The 18,617-nt window shown below is 38.6% G+C and carries 12 protein-coding genes; 9 read left to right on the top strand and 3 right to left on the bottom strand.

What is annotated here, in order from left to right; genetic code table 11:
- Positions 1–289: 289 nt before the first annotated feature.
- Positions 290–463: a hypothetical protein gene (locus HMPREF0874_RS10055; protein WP_004697552.1), complete on the top strand. Its 174-nt coding sequence runs from the start codon at positions 290–292 to the stop codon at positions 461–463.
- A gap of 232 nt (positions 464–695) precedes the next feature.
- On the opposite strand, the gene HMPREF0874_RS03775 is transcribed toward HMPREF0874_RS10055, so the two are convergent.
- Genes HMPREF0874_RS03775 through HMPREF0874_RS03765 form a run of 3 tightly spaced genes read right to left on the bottom strand, consistent with a single transcriptional unit; the run spans position 696 to position 3,502 of the window.
- Positions 696–1,700 (bottom strand): ABC transporter substrate-binding protein, encoded by a 1,005-nt coding sequence (locus HMPREF0874_RS03775; protein WP_008601594.1) that lies wholly within the window; start codon positions 1,698–1,700, stop codon positions 696–698.
- A 21-nt stretch (positions 1,701–1,721) separates the two neighbouring features.
- Positions 1,722–2,468, bottom strand: coding sequence for an ABC transporter ATP-binding protein (locus HMPREF0874_RS03770; protein WP_039965078.1), 747 nt, complete (start codon positions 2,466–2,468; stop codon positions 1,722–1,724).
- A 26-nt stretch (positions 2,469–2,494) separates the two neighbouring features.
- A complete protein-coding gene (locus HMPREF0874_RS03765; protein WP_008601589.1) occupies positions 2,495–3,502 on the bottom strand; it encodes an iron ABC transporter permease in 1,008 nt (335 codons plus the stop codon).
- Between the two features lie 252 nt (positions 3,503–3,754).
- Between HMPREF0874_RS03765 and HMPREF0874_RS03760 the strand changes: the two genes are divergently transcribed.
- The 8 genes from HMPREF0874_RS03760 to HMPREF0874_RS03725 all read left to right on the top strand — a co-directional run bounded on the left by HMPREF0874_RS03760 (position 3,755) and on the right by HMPREF0874_RS03725 (position 18,617).
- Positions 3,755–4,210, top strand: coding sequence for a PTS sugar transporter subunit IIA (locus tag HMPREF0874_RS03760; RefSeq protein ID WP_004696688.1), 456 nt, complete (start codon positions 3,755–3,757; stop codon positions 4,208–4,210).
- Between the two features lie 20 nt (positions 4,211–4,230).
- Positions 4,231–4,506 carry a PTS sugar transporter subunit IIB gene (locus HMPREF0874_RS03755; RefSeq protein WP_004696686.1) on the top strand — a complete coding sequence of 92 codons (276 nt, stop codon included), beginning with the start codon at positions 4,231–4,233 and terminating at the stop codon, positions 4,504–4,506.
- 29 nt (positions 4,507–4,535) lie between these two features.
- Positions 4,536–5,903: a PTS ascorbate transporter subunit IIC gene (locus tag HMPREF0874_RS03750; RefSeq protein ID WP_004696684.1), complete on the top strand. Its 1,368-nt coding sequence runs from the start codon at positions 4,536–4,538 to the stop codon at positions 5,901–5,903.
- On the top strand, positions 5,903–6,298 hold the full coding sequence (locus HMPREF0874_RS03745) for a YbaN family protein (protein WP_008601585.1): 396 nt from the start codon (positions 5,903–5,905) through the stop codon (positions 6,296–6,298). Before HMPREF0874_RS03750 ends, HMPREF0874_RS03745 begins: the two co-directional genes overlap by 1 nt.
- A gap of 257 nt (positions 6,299–6,555) precedes the next feature.
- Positions 6,556–7,446: a helix-turn-helix transcriptional regulator gene (locus HMPREF0874_RS03740; RefSeq protein WP_008601583.1), complete on the top strand. Its 891-nt coding sequence runs from the start codon at positions 6,556–6,558 to the stop codon at positions 7,444–7,446.
- Positions 7,447–7,678: 232 nt separating this feature from the next.
- The gene (locus tag HMPREF0874_RS03735; protein ID WP_039965076.1) at positions 7,679–12,700 is read left to right on the top strand and encodes a TonB-dependent siderophore receptor; all 5,022 of its coding nucleotides are present in this window, start codon (positions 7,679–7,681) and stop codon (positions 12,698–12,700) included.
- 185 nt (positions 12,701–12,885) lie between these two features.
- Positions 12,886–17,964, top strand: coding sequence for a TonB-dependent siderophore receptor (locus HMPREF0874_RS03730; RefSeq protein ID WP_008601579.1), 5,079 nt, complete (start codon positions 12,886–12,888; stop codon positions 17,962–17,964).
- A 35-nt stretch (positions 17,965–17,999) separates the two neighbouring features.
- Positions 18,000–18,617 (top strand): MotA/TolQ/ExbB proton channel family protein, encoded by a 618-nt coding sequence (locus tag HMPREF0874_RS03725; protein ID WP_004696674.1) that lies wholly within the window; start codon positions 18,000–18,002, stop codon positions 18,615–18,617.

Raw genomic sequence — 18,617 nt, 5'->3', positions numbered from 1 at the left:
GTATCTAAATAGTCTAAAAATATAGAAATAAACTGATTTGTAAATACTATATTCTATAAAAGAGATTTATCTATATTTGGCAACATTAATGTTACAATTCAAGTTGAATAGGGGAAAATACTTATAAATATGTGTTTTGTTGATTATGCATTTTACTAATAAATGAAGTTTATTACTAATTTATAGGCTGTTAAGAGGTTGTTTAAAGTGAATGGCTATTGCATACTTATGTATACGAGGTTATACTATCGGTAGAAGGAGTTTTTCAAGTGAAAAGTGAGGTATGTATATGGCATGGGGTGGATCTAGACGCGGTGCCGGGCGCCCACGTAATCCTATTAAACGTATTGGTAGAACCTTTCGACTCAGTGATGAAGAGTTTCTTTCGCTAAAGCCATTGATCATGGCTATTAAGGCAAATAATGATAAACGATATAGGCAACAATATAGTCGAGAAGTATAAATAATCAGGCATTGTCACAGCATATACAATTTAATACATTTTAAATCTATTTTACAATAATTCATTATTTCTAAATCTTTCAACTACAACACATCTTTACTCTCTAAACAATATGCTGTGTGCAATACAAGTAGTACGAAAAGGTCCCAATTCATTTGAATTGGGACCTTCTTCGTTATATATAATATACAAAACATATTACATATATTACTCTATATCTTGTTATATTAAATTAGTCTACTTTGATGCCGTGAATTTCTTCAGCTAAACGTTTTAAAGCATCAACTGTACGTACCCCAGGTGTGATTTCGGAAAGTTTTACACGAATGAAGTGACCTTCTTTTACGGCTGTGATGTCTTGAAGTTGAGGATTAGCCTTGATCTTTTCAATTTTTTGTTGAAAATCATCATCGTTGCGAATAGAATTACCATAGTCGGCGATAATAATATAATCAGGGTTTTGTGCAATTACTGTTTCCCAAGAACCTTTAGCCCATGTTTTATCAACGCCTAAGCCGCTCATTACATTATCAGCACCGATAAGTTTTAAGATGTTAGTAGTATAACCCTCGAATGCTGTGAATGGTTGACCGTCTTCAGAGTCATAAATGAAAACGCGTTTACGAGGTAAGTCTTTTAGTTTATCCTGGATAGCTGCCAATGTTTTACGTTGACCTGCAACCCATTCTTCAGCTTTAGGTTTTACGCCGAAAATCTCACCCAATTTAATCATGTCGCTGAAGTTGGTTTCTAGGTCAGCTTTAGTAGATAACATGGATTCAGGAATCCAAATATTAACCTTTTGGGAAATCATTTTATCTGCAGGTATAGCTCGTTTGCTGAAAGAATCAGGCCATCCCGTAGCGAAGTCAGGCTTTACGGACATGAATACTTCATAGGAAGGCCATTTATCAGATAATACTTTTACTTTGTCGTAAGCCGCTTGTAAAGGTGGGTAGATTTCTTCTTCTTTGAAAGCGGTCCCAGCCATTTTGTCTTCAAGGCCTAATTGTAACATCATTTCCGTTGTTGCTTGGGACATGGACACTGCATGAGTTGGGGCGGATTTTACGGCAAAGTCTGTTTTTGTACCGTCAAATGTTTCACTCCATGTTACAGAGGTCCCGTTATCACCTGTAGTTTTTGTAGTATCAGAACCACAACCAGCAATAGCGAATGTAGCACATGTCATTGCGATTAATAATAATTTTTTTGACTTTCTTAAATTCTGAAACATAGTAAGTCCTTTCTTTACTAATTAATAATATAAATGATAGCGCCCTTCATCCCAAGAGGTTTTGAAAGGAACTTCAAAAATTGGTTCAAGAATTTCAGGTGTGAGCACCTCGGTAGGGGAACCTTCTTTTAGGATAGTTCCGTTGTTCATGATGACTATATGATCGCAATATTGAGCCGCTAGATTTAAGTCGTGAAGAACTACAATCGTAGTGCCTTTAAAATCACGCAATTGTTTCATTAGTGCCACTTTGTACTTCATATCTAAATGATTAGTAGGTTCATCTAAAAGAAGTATTTGAGGTTTCTGGGTTAAGGCTTTAGCAATGAATACGCGTTGCTTCTCACCACCTGATAAATGATGAATTTCTTCATTTGATAAATGGGTGATGCCTACTTCATTCATATAATGCTCTGCAATTTTAACATCCTCAAAACTATAGGTGCCAAAGTGTTGTTTGTACGGATACCGTCCCATGAGAACGATATCTTTTACGAGAAAATCATCGATCATAGCGTCTCTAGATTGTGTTAAGACTGCTACCAATTGAGCAAATTCGCGACCTTTATAAGACTCTAAAGGTTTTTCGTTTAATGTGATTTTGTTTTTTGATGGATGAAGTCGATATAGATGGCTAAGTAGCGTAGACTTACCACATCCATTTGGTCCAATTATGGCTGTTATTTTATTGGTAGGAAATGTTACAGAAATATTCTTTAACACTTCTTTGGTTTCATAAGAAAAAGACAGCTGATTAATTTGATACATAGTATCTCCTATAGATATGATATACACTAACCATTGTGTTTATAACGACTCATGATAATCCAAATGAAGAGTGGAGCCCCCAATAAAGATGTAAGCACACCAATAGGGATTTCTTCTGGACTGTAGAGTGCTCTCGATAATACGTCTGACCAGATCATAACGATGCTACCTATGAGTGCACTAAATAGTAATGTATGTTTATGTTTAGGTCCGCCTATAATCCGAGCAAGGTGAGGGATGATAAGGCCGATAAAGCCAACTACACCAACCTTTGATACTAGTGTGGCGATCACAATAGAGGATATGACAACAATACTTAATTGTAACTGCTTAACGGAAAGGCCCATTTGTGCTGCTTCATGATTACCGAGTAGCAACACATCAAGGTCTTGATTGAACGTATAGATATATAGCATAAATAAGGTTATGATGATTGCTGTTAATGGTAAATCACTCCATTGTATGCCTGCAAAGCTGCCAAGTAGCCAGAACATAGCACTTCGCACTTGAGCTTCGTGTTTGGCTCCGTAAATAATCATCATCGTTAAGGCTGAGAATACACCAGTCATACCCATACCTATGAGGATAAGTTTTACGGGGCTGTTGCTTTTACCAACACATAAGAGGACTAATATAATTGAAAGTGCTGCGCCTAGGGCCGCAAAAATAGGCGTATTGTACTGGCCTAAGAATGGTAGCCCACCCATGATAATAGCGAAAACGGCACCTGTGCTTGCGCCAGAAGAAACACCTAATACATAGGGATCTGCGAGGGCATTGCGCGTGACCGTTTGCATTAATAGACCCACAAGTGATAGACCTATACCTGTTAGAACAGAGTAAATAAGTCGTGGTAAGCGGATATCTGTAATAATCGTATTAGTCATAGATGCTGTAGCATTTACATCAATCATAGATAGAAGAGCTGAAATAATTTGGTCTAGAGAAATGAATTTAGCGCCAAACTGTAAAGCTGTTACTAATGAAATACAGAGGATTAGACAGAGTACAAATACTTTTACCGAAGTCTGCATAAAATCTCCTTATTCTATTTTTTATTTAGGTAGTCTAAGTCTTATCTAAGTATAGAGAATTTTCAATATATATACAATATTAATACCTGTATAGGTATTATACGTATAAGGGTTTATTAAATTATAAATAGCAAAATCTTATGTTAGCTTTATTCATTTTTATAAGTTCATTGTTATTTTGATATATGAAAAATTTATTATAATAGCTATAATAGAACTATATGTACAGAAGTACGTTTAGGAGGTGTTAGTTTGATACAAGATTTATTATCTGAGGATAATGTATCCTTTCATTATCCCGCTGAGACGTGGGAGGATGTTATTCGTCATGGTGGTCAACTGATGGTTGATGCGGGTTTTACGGATCCATCTTATACAGAGGCTATGGTTGAAGTAGTTCGCGAAATGGGCCCATATATCGTATTGGCTCCAGGTCTTGCTATGCCACATGCTCGCCCAGAACATGGTGCAAAGCGTGTAGGAACGGCTTTGGTGACATTGGAAAAACCATTGAATTTTGGCAGTCCTGATAATGACCCTGTATCTGTAGCATTATTTTTATGTGCTCCTAATAAAGATGAGCATATTCAATTGTTAACAGATATTGCTACTTTATTTGAGGATGAAGAATTCTTAGATGCGGCCGTTGACTTTGAAAGTATTGACGACGTACAAGCATTCTTGGCAGAGCATTTAGACGAGCAATAAACATTTAGAAGGAGGCAAGTATGATTTCTGTATTAACTGTATGTGGTAATGGTATTGGTTCTAGCTTGATGTTAAAAATGAAAATTGAAGAAATTTGTGCTGAAAATGGTATCGATGCACAAGTTGAATCTATCGATTTTAACGCGGCTCAAGGTCGTAAGGCAGATCTCATCGTAACTGTAAAAGAGTTGGCTGAACAATTTGACGATAAAAATGTTGCTATTGTTCGTAGCTATATTAATAAAAAGAAGATTACAGAAGATGTTCTTGAAGCATTAAAACAAGCTGCTCAATAATATGTAACAATTATATAGGAGGTAGTGCCATGGAAATGGTATTAGAGTTCTTGCGTGATGTGCTGTCTCAACCGGCACTTTTGATTGGTATTATGTCATGTATAGGCTTGATCGCCTTGAAACGTCCGTTTCATAAAATAATGACGGGCACATTAAAACCTATTCTCGGGTATTTAATGTTAGCTGCAGGTGCGGGTGTTATCGTTAGCAATCTTGACCCATTGGGAAAAATGATTGAACATGGATTCCATATTACTGGTGTAGTGCCAAATAATGAAGCTATTGTAGCTGTTGCACAAAAGGTACTTGGCGTTGAAACAATGTCTATTCTTGTTGTAGGCTTATTGATGAATTTATGTATTGCACGTTTCACCAAGTTTAAATATGTATTTTTAACAGGTCATCACAGCTTATTTATGGCATGCCTTATGTCTGCCGTACTTGGTACTGCAGGTTTATCTGGTATGGAACTCATACTTGTAGGTGGTTTCTTAATGGGGGCATGGTCTGCCATTTCTCCAGCTATTGGTCAAAGTTATACTTCCAAAGTGACAGATGGTGATGAAATTGCCATTGGTCATTTTGGTAGTTTAGGCTACTATTTATCGGCTTGGGTTGCCAAATATGTTGGTAAAGCTGAAGATAGTACAGAAGATATTGAAATACCAGAAAAATGGGGCTTTTTACGGGACTCAACATTATCTACCGCATTAACTATGATTGTATTCTACTTGATTGCAGCCTTTGCGGCAGGTTCCGAGTTTGTAGCTACTTTATCTGGTGATATGAGCCCATATTTATACGCTGTTATGAGTGCTATGAATTTTGCTGTTGGTGTAACAATCGTATATTCTGGTGTACGTATGATTTTAGGTGATTTAATTCCAGCATTCCAAGGGATTGCTACAAAAATCATTCCTAATGCAATTCCAGCTGTAGATTGTGCCGTATTCTTTACCTACGCTCCAACTGCAGTAGTATTAGGCTTCCTTAGTTCCTTCATCGGCGGTATCATCGGCATGCTTATACTTGGTGCTGTAGGTGGCGTATTAATCATTCCTGGTCTTGTGCCACACTTCTTCTGTGGTGCTACTGCAGGTATTTATGGCAATGCTACTGGTGGCCGTCGTGGTGCAGCAGTAGGCGCTTTCCTAAATGGTTTGGCTATTACATTCTTGCCAGCTTTGGCGTTGCCAGTTCTTGGTCAATTAGGCTTCCAAAATACAACCTTTGGTGATGCGGACTTTGCCGTAATGGGTCTAGTATTAGGTAATGCTTATGAATGGGTAGGTATGGCTGGTATCTATGGCATTGTAGCTATTGCCGCTTTAGTACTCATTGTTCCTAACTTTATTAAAACAAAGGGTAAAGTTATTAACTATGTAGAAGAGGATTAATGAAAACAACTGAGCAACATCGTAATGTAGTTGTTCGATATGTATTCCTGACTATTGGGGCCATAAGTTTTGCCCTTGGTACAGCAGGTATCGTACTACCACTATTGCCAACAGTTCCTTTTTATATGCTAACGTTATTTTGTTTGGCTCGTGGATCTGAACGACTCCATAAAATGTTTTTGGCGTCTAGTTTATATCAAAAGACTGTTGCTGCTTATGAACGCGATAAAGCGTTGACATTGCGGACAAAGTTGTCCATTCTCATATCCGTTAGTGCCATAATGACAATTGGTGCCTATTTTAGTCAAGATATGCCTATTGCTCTTATTGTTATGGGCATTATATGGGTAGCTCATGTCATAGCATTAGCTTTTATTATTAAAACAAAAAAATAGAAACTTATATCCGTAGTTTTAAATATAGCCTCATGAATTAAATTCTTACAGTTTAATTCATAAGGCTTATTTTATAGTACCCAGCACAACTTCTAGCGATGATTGTAATTGTTTCATATTACTACAATGAGCCAGTTCATATTTTTGAAAGTAAAATGAATTATTACTATTTTAAAGTTGACAATGACTATCAATAAGTATACTATAATATAATATTATTAATTTATGTTTATAGTATTTGTGTATATGGTGATAGTATGAATCCACATAATCATGCGGTTTCACATGCTGGAACATCTATGTCAAGACATATGATATTTGACGGTATCGATTTGATGTTCCTTGATGTGAAGCAAGAGACGATTCAATTTTATGCTAAATCACATACCAAGACGTTTGCCATAAATCACTGTGAAGAGGGGCGCATTGAGTGCAAGTTTTCATCTGGTGAGTATTTATATATGGGGCCAGGGGATATGTCCTTAGGATGGCATATACGCTCTGATTATCAACATGAAAATTACTTTCCTACAAAATTATTTAAAGGAATTGTATTATTAGTAGATGTTGAAAAAGCTCAACCTGTATTAGATGCACTTGTTAGTGATTCTCGAATTGATTTGACTGAGTTGGCCAATCGGTTTTGTGAGCATTCTGATTTTGGTATGATGATGGAAGAAACGGAAACTGTTCGTCACATTTTTTCCAGTTTATATAATGTGCCAGATCAAATAAAAGAGCACTATTTTAAATTAAAAGTGATTGAAATCTTTTTATTATTATCTGTTATCTCTACAGCCAATCCTGAAAAGAGAAGTACCTATAGAAAGCAACAGGTAGATATTGTAAAAGCTGTAAGTGAATATGTATCGACACAGTTTATGAAGCGTATTACTATTGACTCCTTGTCTGAACAGTTTGATATTCCTACATCTACCCTGAAACGTTGCTTTAAAGGTGTATTTGGTACAACTATACATCAGTATCTAAAAGAATGTCGTATTAATGCGGCAAAGCGATTGCTTCAAGACTCAGATCAGTCTATTTTAGAAATCGCTAATGCGGTAGGGTATGAGAATGGTAGTAAGTTTACTAGTGCATTCAAAGAGGCTACTGGTGTAACGCCAAGTGCTTATCGTAAGGTCTAAATAATTTGGTCCTTATATTATCCTAGCTAAAAATTTTTGTACTTTATGCTAGGTTTGATAGCCTATGAAAATTAAATATTGTCCTAAACGTATACTTTTGGTCTATTCGGAGTAGATATGTATAATACACTTTGCTACTATTAAACCTGTAAATGATTTTCAATGTCATTTGGTTGTAGTGGTAAAGTGTATTTTTATATGCATGGTTAAATATATGTGTGGAGGAAATTTAATGAATAGGAGTTGGGTGCGGGCAAGGAGATATGTCATACTATCCTGCGCAGTAGCGTGCTGGTTGCAAATGCCGGTGGTTATGGCGGACAATGCGACTGTAACAACCGATGTGGTCCATGTTCGCGGTACATGGGCTGAAGAGCAGGCAAAACAAGAGTCTCAACAGACGACGATTATCACGAAGAAGGATATTGTCAAAAAGCAGGCAAAATCCGTAGAAGATATTGTATTTTCCGAAACTGGCGTATCTAGAACCGTCGATTCGATGGGGCGCGTCGGCGTATCTATCCGTGGAGCGGATCCTCGTCATACCTTGATTCTTGTGGATGGACAGCCTGTGATGGGCGACCTTGCCAAATATCAAGGTGCTGGTGATGAATTACAACGTCTCGGTACAGAAAATGTGGAACGTATAGAAATTATCCAAGGTGCAGCTAGTGCTAAATACGGATCCGATGCCATCGGTGGTGTTATCAATGTTATTACCAATAAACCGCGTAAAACCGCTGGCCTTCAGTTTAATGCGGAAGGTCGTAGAACTAAAGGCGACGGTGATATCGTACCGTTTTCCAATTTCTTTATGCACGCTGATTCTGGCTCATTAGGTAAGTTAAAAGTTAATATTCACGGTAGTAAACGTGACATTATGCCTATTTATGCCAGCGAGCAGCGTCGTATCAGCGCTATGACCAATGATGAAGACCACGGTTTTTTAAAGAATTCCCTACGGTATTACGGTACAAATTCCAATATAGGTTTGGCCGCTACATATGATATTAATGATAAACAGTCTTTGGGAATCCGTATCGATCGGTATAATGAAGACTTGGAACGGTATGTAAAGCGCAGTACTTCTTATTTGGAACCTCAGGTTCATTACAAACGGGATTTAGATAGGAATAATCTTAATTTGACGTATACTGGTCAGGACAATAAGAGTTCTTGGAAAGCGGAACTGAATTATACGCGGACCAAAGAAGATGATGTAACATTAACCAGTGACTATGGGAACAGTACCTATGAAGGGAAAAATACATTAAACTATGTGGATAATGTAGATCATCGTCAATGGAGCGTAACACTCGGGGCAGACACGCAAGTCAATAAGAAACATCTCTTGTCTTATGGTATTGGGTTTATACGGGAGACAGGCGAAGGTAGCAGACTTAAAAATGCGCCTCATACCTATAAACGGCATATTGATCCCTGGGATTACGATAAAAGTCTAGCTGTAAAAAACGGTGTTCCTTCATCCACAATTTATGACCATTCTTTCAGAAAAAACGACGCTGGTGTAGAGCAGTGGAATAAGGAGAAAGAATGGTATAACGGGGATAAAAGTAAGCCAAATACATTGCCGGAATTTACTTACGAAGAATATCTTCAATATTTGGATCCTCAGGCGGGAATTGATTCGGCGGCTGTAATGGGGCTTGTGGATGGCCCCGTGACGGAGAGTACGCTGAAAAAACGGAATCCTGAAGCTTATGCGCGATATCAGCAGTTTGCTAAACGTTTATTAGCGGAGAATAAAGAATTTATTGAAGACTATCATTTTAATAAGGAGGGCCGAAAAGATGAAAATGGTAAGTATTATCCAGCACTTTATGATGCCTATTTACCGAGCTTTTACTATGGCGCCGTACCGGATTTTGATTCTACGAAGTTGAAATTAAACGGAGCTTATTTTAAAGAAGAATATTTAAAACGCGTTAATCAACAGACCGCAGGACGTGCGGAGATCAAGAAACAGAATTTCTTTATTCAGGATACGTGGCAGGTTAATAAAAATACTACTTTATCACCAATTATAAGACTGGATCATAGTGATTTATTCGGATCTAACTGGTCTTTTAATTTCGGCATGACTCACAATGTACATGGAAATGTACACCGCAGATTAAAGGCTAATGTGGGTACCAGCTATACGGAACCCGGTATGGGCGAGCTGTATTATAACTGGGAAATGTATGGCCCGAATATTACAAATGCCACAATCGGTGGCGGTGAAGCCCGATTAGGTTGGTATTGGGTTGGAAATCCGAACCTTAAACCAGAGAAATCCATGAATTTCGATCTTTCTTTGGAAGGGGAAAATAAAAATACCTATGGTAAAGTAACCGTATTCCACAATAATATTCGGAATTATATGTCGATTTACAATACGGGATATTTGATGGATTTTTATCCTCAATATGATGAATCTACCACATATGGAGCGGCGAAATTTGCGCATGCGCCGGATATGATTTACAGTTTCCGTAATATCGGCAAGGCCCAAATCACAGGTCTTCAATTTGAAGTGAAACAGACTTTGAATAAGCACTGGAAAGCCCGTTTGGGATATACGTATTTACGAGCGCTTAATAAGAGCGATAAAGATATGCCTCGTGAATTACTGGATAAACCTCGTCATAAAGTGGATATCGGTGTAGATTTTGAGGATAAGGCTAGCGGATGGAGCGGTAGCCTGTGGGGCGATTATTATATTCATATGCTGGATAGTAACTCCTTGTCTGGTGGCGGTAATTATATGGTATCTTATATTGATCCTAATAATTCCGATCGTTCCGTTATCAGATATAATTTGAATAATAGAAGAACCGCCGATATGTATGAACATAAAACTTACGGCATATGGAATTTGATGATTCAAAAGAAGATTGATAAGGATTCACGAATCTATTTCGGTATTGATAATCTCTTTAACCATCGTGATGATGATCGGGCTCTATCGGCTCGAGTATATCGTATTGGATTAAATATGAAATTCGGTTTCGGTTCAGGTGAAAGTAAAACGAAACTTACGAAGGAGCAGTTTGAATCGTTACCTCCGGTTATGCTGCAAGATTTTATTACGCGTCCTTTCGATACAGACAGAAAACGAGGTACGGAACTGGTAGGTGACTATCGTGTACGTAATGACAGTCATCTTGGATCCGATCGTCCTGCTACGCGGGTGACGACTACTAGTTACGTATCCGACAAGGCGGCAAAGAATCTGGCGGATCGGAAGGAACACGGCTTGAATCAACGTATACGTGTCGGTGTCGATGCTCGCATTAACGATAATACGAATATACGTGTTGTAGGCAGTGCTTCTGGCCAAGCTGGTGTAGATAGCAGTCATGAAACAGAGGGGGCTAAAGGGTTTAATCATCAGAGACTCGATGAATTGGATGTAACTCATCATGAATCTAAGTGGGATTATAGTATTGGACGTATCACGGAATCCATGGGGATTACTGGGTACTGGTTTAATAAGGAATATGACGGTCTTCGTAGTGTTTGGACGAATAAGAATACTCAAGTCCGTATCGGTGTGGGGACCTTTAAACATAGTACGGGAATTAGCGACAGTGCTTATACTCATGCTATTTATACGCATTTTAAACGGGTTCCAACGGTAGAGGAATTCTTAGGTGTTACTATGGATTCGGACGGTGCTAATAAGGAACTCATCGTACCAAATGCAGGGAATACTATTAATTTCTACCAGCAATTAAAAGCCTTGCGCGATAAGGAAGGCGCTTTAGATGCGGAGGTAGGTACATTAAAGAAGAAAATCGATGATATGACTTCCGATATCTGGTCTAAAGAATTTATTGACGGCATGTCTGCGGATCAACTGGCTCCATTAAAAGCGGAGCTGGCAAAGTTGGAAGCATCATTGCCGGATGTGGAAGCTCGTGTGGCGAAAGAACGGGAACCGTTGCGAGCTGCGCAGTTTGATGTGTTGCGCCGGATGCAGGAAATCGCGGTGAAAGCTTATGGTGCAGATGCGGCTAAACAGACTGTATCGATTAAGATGCCGGATGTGTCGGTAACGTATTCTTATAAATCACGATACTATGATGAAGATGATGAACAATGGTATGAAGATGAACGTACTTTCACTCAGAAAATCGCACCGGGAACTATTGGGCTTGATAAGAAAAACCCATTGTTTGAAATGAAGTTGAGTGATACCTCTGTTCTTGCTAATGGCGGAAAACCGTTTATTTCAAATTGGTACAATCAGAATAAGGCGGCTATCCTAGAGGCGTATCGTGCCAAGGCGAAAGATATAGCAACCTATAGTTTCGGTAATAATCCATATACGATGAAATTTGAAGATAATGCCTTTGACGGGCTGGACGAGTCTATTTATAAGGCAAATGTCGTTGATATTAACGACTCCGGCACGTCCGGTCTTATTAACGTAAAAGGAAGTGCCTATTATCCTTCTATGATAGCTTCGTACTTTAATAGCTTGGCTCGAATGCTTGAAAAAGCGGACGGCAACAGTCGTTTGCCGAGAGAGGCGTTAGGAAAATATACAGGTGCTGTTATTCCTTCAATAGGTGTCGTATTGGAGCGGGATACAATTCCACCAATTGAAAAGGCTGCCTATGTTCAAGTTAAACATATGGTAACACCTCGACTTGGCTTAGCTGCATGGTACTTGCGCTCCTTTGGCGGTAGTGACTATCGCTTCTATACGGCGAATGGTAATGTTACAGAAGCGCATGAATTCAACAATATGGCTAATATTTTCGGTGTTGGAGCTAAGTATCAATTAAATCATAATGTAAGTATTTCCTTCGACTATGGACAAAACCGTAGTGACTTTGGTCGCTTCATGAATGGCAATACTCATTATGAACATAAGGCTGGATCTGCTCAATTCGATATCAAGGGTCGTGATATAGGTGGTGTACCTCATTTCTGGGCATTGCGCTTTGATGTTGGTCGTGCCGATATGAATAAACCTGGCTCTTGGAATGCCTATGTGGACTATAAATACTTTGCTCATGGCTCCTTCTTCGGCGGCAATGGCACAGAGGCTGTACCTGACCGTTACTTGGATGGTATTAAGAGCTTTACCTTTGGTGGTGGCTATGTGCCAACTAAAGATCTTCTTTTACAAGCATTCTATACATTTGATGCTAAAGGGATTAATAAACGAGATACCTTATATGGATCTGAAAACTTCAAACTTGGGAATTATACTCGTTTCCAAATGACGTATAAATTCTAAAAATTATGTCCGATTTGTCCGAAACGTATATTTTTGGTCTATTCGGAGTAGATATGCAAGATACACTTTGCTAACATTAAAATGTGAATGATATTCAATGTCATTATATGTTAGTGAAGTGTATCTTTTTTAGTTTGTGTGTAAGATACAAGATATATGTTTAGTTATAAGTTTAGGAGGGCACAATGAACCGGTGGGGACATACAAAGCGTACCATAATCCTGTCTAGTGCAGTTGCCTTGTGGCTTAGCGCGCCTCTAGTGGTTTGGGCAGATAATGCGACTGTCACTACAGATGTTGTTCATGTGAAAGGCACATGGGCAGAAGAAGAAGCAAAATTGAACTCACAGCAAGTGCAAATCATTACCAAGAAAGAGATTGAAAAGAAACAGGCGAAGTCCGTCGAAGATATTATTTTTACACAAACAGGTGTATCTAGAACAGTTGATGCTATGGGACGTGTTGGCGTGTCCATTCGCGGTGCAGAAGCGCGTCACACTCTCATCCTCGTAGATGGTCAACCAGTGCTAGGTGATTTTGATAAATACTCTGGTGCGGCAGATGAAGTACAACGTTTGGGCACAGAGAATGTAGAGAGAATTGAAGTTATTCAAGGTGCGGCTAGTGCTAAATACGGATCCGATGCAGTAGGTGGTGTAGTTAATATCATAACTAAAAAAGCACAAAAGAAACCATCTGTACAATTTAATGCAGAAGGCATGCGTCGGAAGAGTGATGGCGATGTTTTCCCATTCCAAAATTTCTTTATTCGTGCTGATTCAGGTCAAATGGGGAAATTGAAGGTCGGTTTGTCAGGTAGTAAACGAGATCTTATGCCAGTTCTTGCATCTGTTAAACGTCGTGCTTCTGGCATGGCCTTTGACTATGCAAAACATAACTTTAAGCCAAATGTACTTCGTTACTATGGTGACGCGGCAGATATTGGTTTAGTAGCGACCTATGAGGCTAATGATAAAAATAAAATTGAAATGCGCCTCAACCGCTATACAGAAGACCTTGTACGAGATGTTAAGCACTCCGACTCCGATTTAGAGCCACAACAACACTTTAAACGTACGGCAGATCGTAATACAGCAAACTTACAATGGTCCTCTAGAGCCGGTAAGAGTGACTGGACTGTTGAAACAAACTATTCTCGCATTAAAGAAAATGACGTAGCGCTCATTAACTATACAGGTCGTTCTGCTTATGAAGGCTCTAATGAGTTGCGTTATATCGATAACATCGATCATCGTCAATTAGATATTCGCGTAAATGCAAATACGCAAGTTAATAAAAATCATTTGCTAAGCTATGGTGTTAGCTATGCTCGTGAAGAAGGCTCTGGTAGTCGCTTAAAGAGTTCTCCTAATACAAGTACGATGTACATCGATCCATGGGATTATGATAAAAGCTTGTTAGTAGACCGCCTTGATCGTCTCGTGCGACGTAAAGGCGATAATAGTGTTAAAGTTTACTCTCACATCCATGATTATAAATTTATTAATTCCGGTGGCGGCATGCCGCAATGGGATATGGATTATGAATATTATGGTGCAGCGAATGATGCGCAAAAACCGGGGATTACGTATGATGATTATGTGAATTATGGTTTATCGGAAAGCAGACTCAGTGAATGGTCAAGCACATCGCCGAATAATCAGCCTGTAACAGATGAATTTAAGAAGCGATATTATGCTTTGGAAAATCGGTTGAAATCGGAAAATCCTGAAATGGCGGCACATCGTGCAAACATCGTAGGTGACTATTTTAAATATGGTGAGTCTAACGATCCAGAACTGCGTAAGAAAGCACCTAAGCTAAATGGTAAGGCTTTCTTAGAAGAGTACCGTAATCGCGATCAACGCTTGACTACTGGTAGTGGTACGATTCGTAAAATAAACGCTTACATTTCTGATACATGGCAAGTTAATAAGAATTTAACATTGTCTCCAATTGTGCGCTTCGACAATAGTAGCTTGTTTGGTTCTAACCTATCTGCATCTTTGGGCATGACATATAACGTTAAAGGTAATACACATCGCAGATTTAAAGCCAATGTAGGTACTGGTTATACAGAGCCTGGTATGGGCGAATTGTGGTATAACTGGGAAATGTACGCTTCTAACCCTGTAGGGATTGGGGTAGCAAAACTCGGTTGGTATTGGGCTGGCAATCCTAATTTGAAACCTGAAAAATCACTCAATTTCGACATGAGCTTGGAAGGTGAAAATAAAAATACATATGCTCGTGTAGGTGTATTCCACAACCGAATTAAGAACTATATGTCCGTATACTTCACTGGTGATTTCATGGACTTCGCACCATATCTCAAAGGTGATGCGAAATACCAACGTGCTCCAGATATGATTTATAGCTTTAAAAATATTGGTAAAGCTGAAATTACTGGTCTTCAAGCAGAAGTACAACAAAAATTCGGTAAATATTGGTCTGGTAAGTTAGGTTATACATACTTACACGCTATCAACAAGAGCGATCCAACAATGCCTCGTCAATTGCTGGATAAACCAATGCACAAAGTTGACATCGGTATTACCTATGACAACCCTAAATCTGGTTGGAATGGTTCCATCTGGGGTGATTACTATATCAACATGCTTGATAGTAATACTCTCAATAACGGTGGTAACTACTGGCCAGATATCTTGTCTGGTGATGCAGGCGTTTACAAGAAGCAAACATATGAAAAGAAAACATTTGGCATTTGGAACATAATGGTTCAAAAACGTTTCAATAAAAATGCCATGATGTATTTTGGCATCAACAATATCTTTAATCATCGCGATGATGACCGTGCTACACAAGAACGCGTCTACCGTATGGGTGTTAACCTTAAATTTGGTGGTGGCGATAGTAGTAAAACTACAGCCATCGGCAAAACTAAGGATGGTACGAATGTTAATGCTACAGGTGCTAATGTAGCTAATGGTGAAGCAGTAAATGCAGAATCTGGTGTACAAAATGTATCTGATGTAATTCGTTTAACTGATTTTATTCGTTCTGATTTTGATACTACTAAAGAACGTGGTATTACAATGGTTGGCGACTATAGAGCGCGTTGGATGGCACATGATGGTTCTAATAGACCGCAATCTCCATTTAGAGCAAACTCTGCCATCGGTTCTGCAAAAGCCAATATGTACGATGCTAATCGTCATAGCTTTGAACAACGCTTACGTCTTGGATTTGATGCTCGACTCAATGAGTTCACTAACCTCAAAGTTATCGGTAGCATGAGTGGCATGAGTGGAGTAGATACAAGCTGGACAAAATCTGATTCCAAAGGTCTCAACCATCAACGACTCGATACAGTTGATCTTACAAGACGCGTTAAGAAATGGGACGTATCCGTAGGGCGTTTAACTGAGCCTATGGGCGTTAGTGGCTACTGGTTTGGTCAATCTTATGATGGCGTTCGTGCTGTTTGGAATGGCCATGATTCTCAAGTTCGTATTGGTGTTGGTACTTTCAAACATAGTACAGGTATCAATGATTCTGCATATACACATGCAGTCCATAAAGTTATCTTTAGACCACCAACAGCAGCTGAATTGATTGGTATCAATCGTGATGATTATCCATATGATATCAACAGTGCTACAAAATCTGGTTCAGATGGTGAAAGAAAAGATTCTGATGCTCCGGCAGCACCAGATAGTCCTAATGGCATTTATGATTCGACTTATAAAGGCAAGACTAATAGCCTTTATTTCTATCAACAGCTTAAAGATTTGCAAGATGAATATGAAGCTTATAAGGCTACATTAAATCTAAATTGGAGTAATCCAAACCGCGATCAAGAAATTGAAAAGGCTAATGCTAAGTTAGTAGAAACACAACAAAAACAAGCTCAAGTTATGAGTCGTTTACAAGATATTCTTACAAAAGCATATCCTAAAGAGATGGCTGAGAAAAAATTCTCCCTCGATATTCCATCTGGTGGATATACAATGTACGAAATTACTAATAAGAAAACAGGGGAAAAACTCTATAAGACTGGTGATCTTATGTATAATGTGAACTCTCCGTTATACCCTGAATATCTAAAAGATAAGGCTAAAGGACTTATCGTACCTACTGATAATAAAGAAGCTTTGGTAAACCCTAAGGGTTATGTTGATAAACATGGTAATGAGATTAATCAATCCATTTCAGAAATTGCTAAATATAATGCCACAGATAATTGGAAGAATTATAATAATGGTTCACTTGATGAGGTTTGGGTAAAACAAGCTGATGGTACATTTAAGAGATCTTATGATTACTATGGTCAACCATCTAGTGATTACGAATTTACTGGTTTCTTAGGGGCTAAGACTTATAAATATGATACTGGTAAATACGTATTTAGCGATTATGATGCTAAAGAGGCCTTATATAAGAAGAACTTTACAATGTCCTATAACGATTATGGTGAAGGTGGTTCTTATTATGGTTGGGGCATGCCAAATGCTATGTATAACTATATGTATAATCTTGAAAATGTTGTACATGATGCAGAGTCTGAAAATAAATTACCACGCGAAGCAATCGGTAAGGTCATTGGCAACTTGATCAGAACAGAAGGTGTAGTTCTTGAAAAAGATACTGTGCCAGCCATCGATAAGGCCGCATTTATTCAATACAAGAAACAAATTGGTGCTCGTCTTGGTTTACAAGCTTGGTACTTACGTTCCTTTGGCGGTAAAACACATACATATTTAAATGCTAATGGAAACAGTAATGATGAATACAGCTTCTCCAATGTAGCTCATGTATTTGGTATCGGTGCTAAGTATCAACTTGGTGCTAATGCAGCTGTTACGGTTGATTACGGTCAAAATCGTTCTAACTTAGGACGTTACCTCAATGGTAATACCGTATATCAACATGAACGTGGCACAGCAGACTTTACTCTAAAAGGGCACCAAATGGGCGGCACACCACATTTCTGGATGGCTCGTCTAGATATTGGGCGTGCTGATTTAGATATTCCGAAATCTTGGAATGCGTTCATCGACTACAAATACTTTGAACATGGCTCCTTCTTCGGTGGCAATGGAACGGGTGCAGTACCTGATCGTTACTTAGATGGTGTTCGCAGCTTTACATTTGGTGCCGGCTATGTACCGCGCAAGGACTTGCTTCTTGAAGCATTCTATACATTTGATGCGAAGGGCACTAATAAACGAGATACTTTATATGGTAGTGAAAGCTTTAAGTTAGGCGATTATACACGAATTCAAGGGACCTATAGGTTCTAATGCTCAGTCTGTAAACAGGCAGAAAGGTTACAAATATGGAAAATTTAAATTATGTCATTCACTTATTTCATAGTGGTGGGTATGTAATGTATCCATTGTTACTCTTGTCTTTCATGGTTATCGCTATAGCTGCAGAACGTGCTTTCTTCTATCGTAAGTATGCAGGCAAAACATTTGTTGTAACTCATGCAGTAAATGAATTTGCAAAACTACAACGTTGGGATGAAATCGATAAAGTCATTAAAGAGAACCCTTCTATTGCAAGTCGTATTGCGGAAGCAGGTTTAAAAAATGATTCTAGCGAAGAAGCAATGAAGACAGCCTTTGCTGATCAAATGGGGGTTGATGCAGTTGGTTTCCGAAAATATATGGACTACTTAAGTGCAACAGTTACAATTTCTCCATTATTGGGCTTGCTTGGTACAGTAACAGGTATGATTGGCTCTTTCAGTATCCTTGACTCCGGTGCGGGTGCATCTGCCATTACTGGTGGTGTAGGTGAGGCGCTTATCGCGACAGCATCTGGCTTATGTGTGGCCATAATGGCATTTATCGTTTACACAATTTTTAGTCATCGTTTGGACTCCATTATTAACCAAATTGAAAATATGTGTGTAAATATAGTTACAGCTAAACGAGAAGGGTGGAAATAG

It is taken from the genome of Veillonella sp. 6_1_27 (assembly GCF_000163735.1).
Taxonomy (GTDB): Bacteria; Bacillota; Negativicutes; order Veillonellales; family Veillonellaceae; genus Veillonella; species Veillonella parvula_A.
This window is presented reverse-complemented; position numbering and strand designations above follow the sequence as displayed.

Excerpts from the sequence above, each read along its gene's own strand:
- HMPREF0874_RS10055 (WP_004697552.1), top strand. The coding sequence starts at position 290 with ATGGCATGGGGTGGATCTAGACGCGGTGCCGGGCGCCCACGTAATCCT.
- HMPREF0874_RS03775 (WP_008601594.1), bottom strand. The coding sequence starts at position 1,700 with ATGTTTCAGAATTTAAGAAAGTCAAAAAAATTATTATTAATCGCAATG.
- HMPREF0874_RS03770 (WP_039965078.1), bottom strand. The coding sequence starts at position 2,468 with ATGTATCAAATTAATCAGCTGTCTTTTTCTTATGAAACCAAAGAAGTG.
- HMPREF0874_RS03765 (WP_008601589.1), bottom strand. The coding sequence starts at position 3,502 with ATGCAGACTTCGGTAAAAGTATTTGTACTCTGTCTAATCCTCTGTATT.
- HMPREF0874_RS03755 (WP_004696686.1), top strand. The coding sequence starts at position 4,231 with ATGATTTCTGTATTAACTGTATGTGGTAATGGTATTGGTTCTAGCTTG.
- HMPREF0874_RS03750 (WP_004696684.1), top strand. The coding sequence starts at position 4,536 with ATGGAAATGGTATTAGAGTTCTTGCGTGATGTGCTGTCTCAACCGGCA.
- HMPREF0874_RS03745 (WP_008601585.1), top strand. The coding sequence starts at position 5,903 with ATGAAAACAACTGAGCAACATCGTAATGTAGTTGTTCGATATGTATTC.
- HMPREF0874_RS03740 (WP_008601583.1), top strand. The coding sequence starts at position 6,556 with ATGAATCCACATAATCATGCGGTTTCACATGCTGGAACATCTATGTCA.
- HMPREF0874_RS03735 (WP_039965076.1), top strand. The coding sequence starts at position 7,679 with ATGAATAGGAGTTGGGTGCGGGCAAGGAGATATGTCATACTATCCTGC.
- HMPREF0874_RS03730 (WP_008601579.1), top strand. The coding sequence starts at position 12,886 with ATGAACCGGTGGGGACATACAAAGCGTACCATAATCCTGTCTAGTGCA.
- HMPREF0874_RS03725 (WP_004696674.1), top strand. The coding sequence starts at position 18,000 with ATGGAAAATTTAAATTATGTCATTCACTTATTTCATAGTGGTGGGTAT.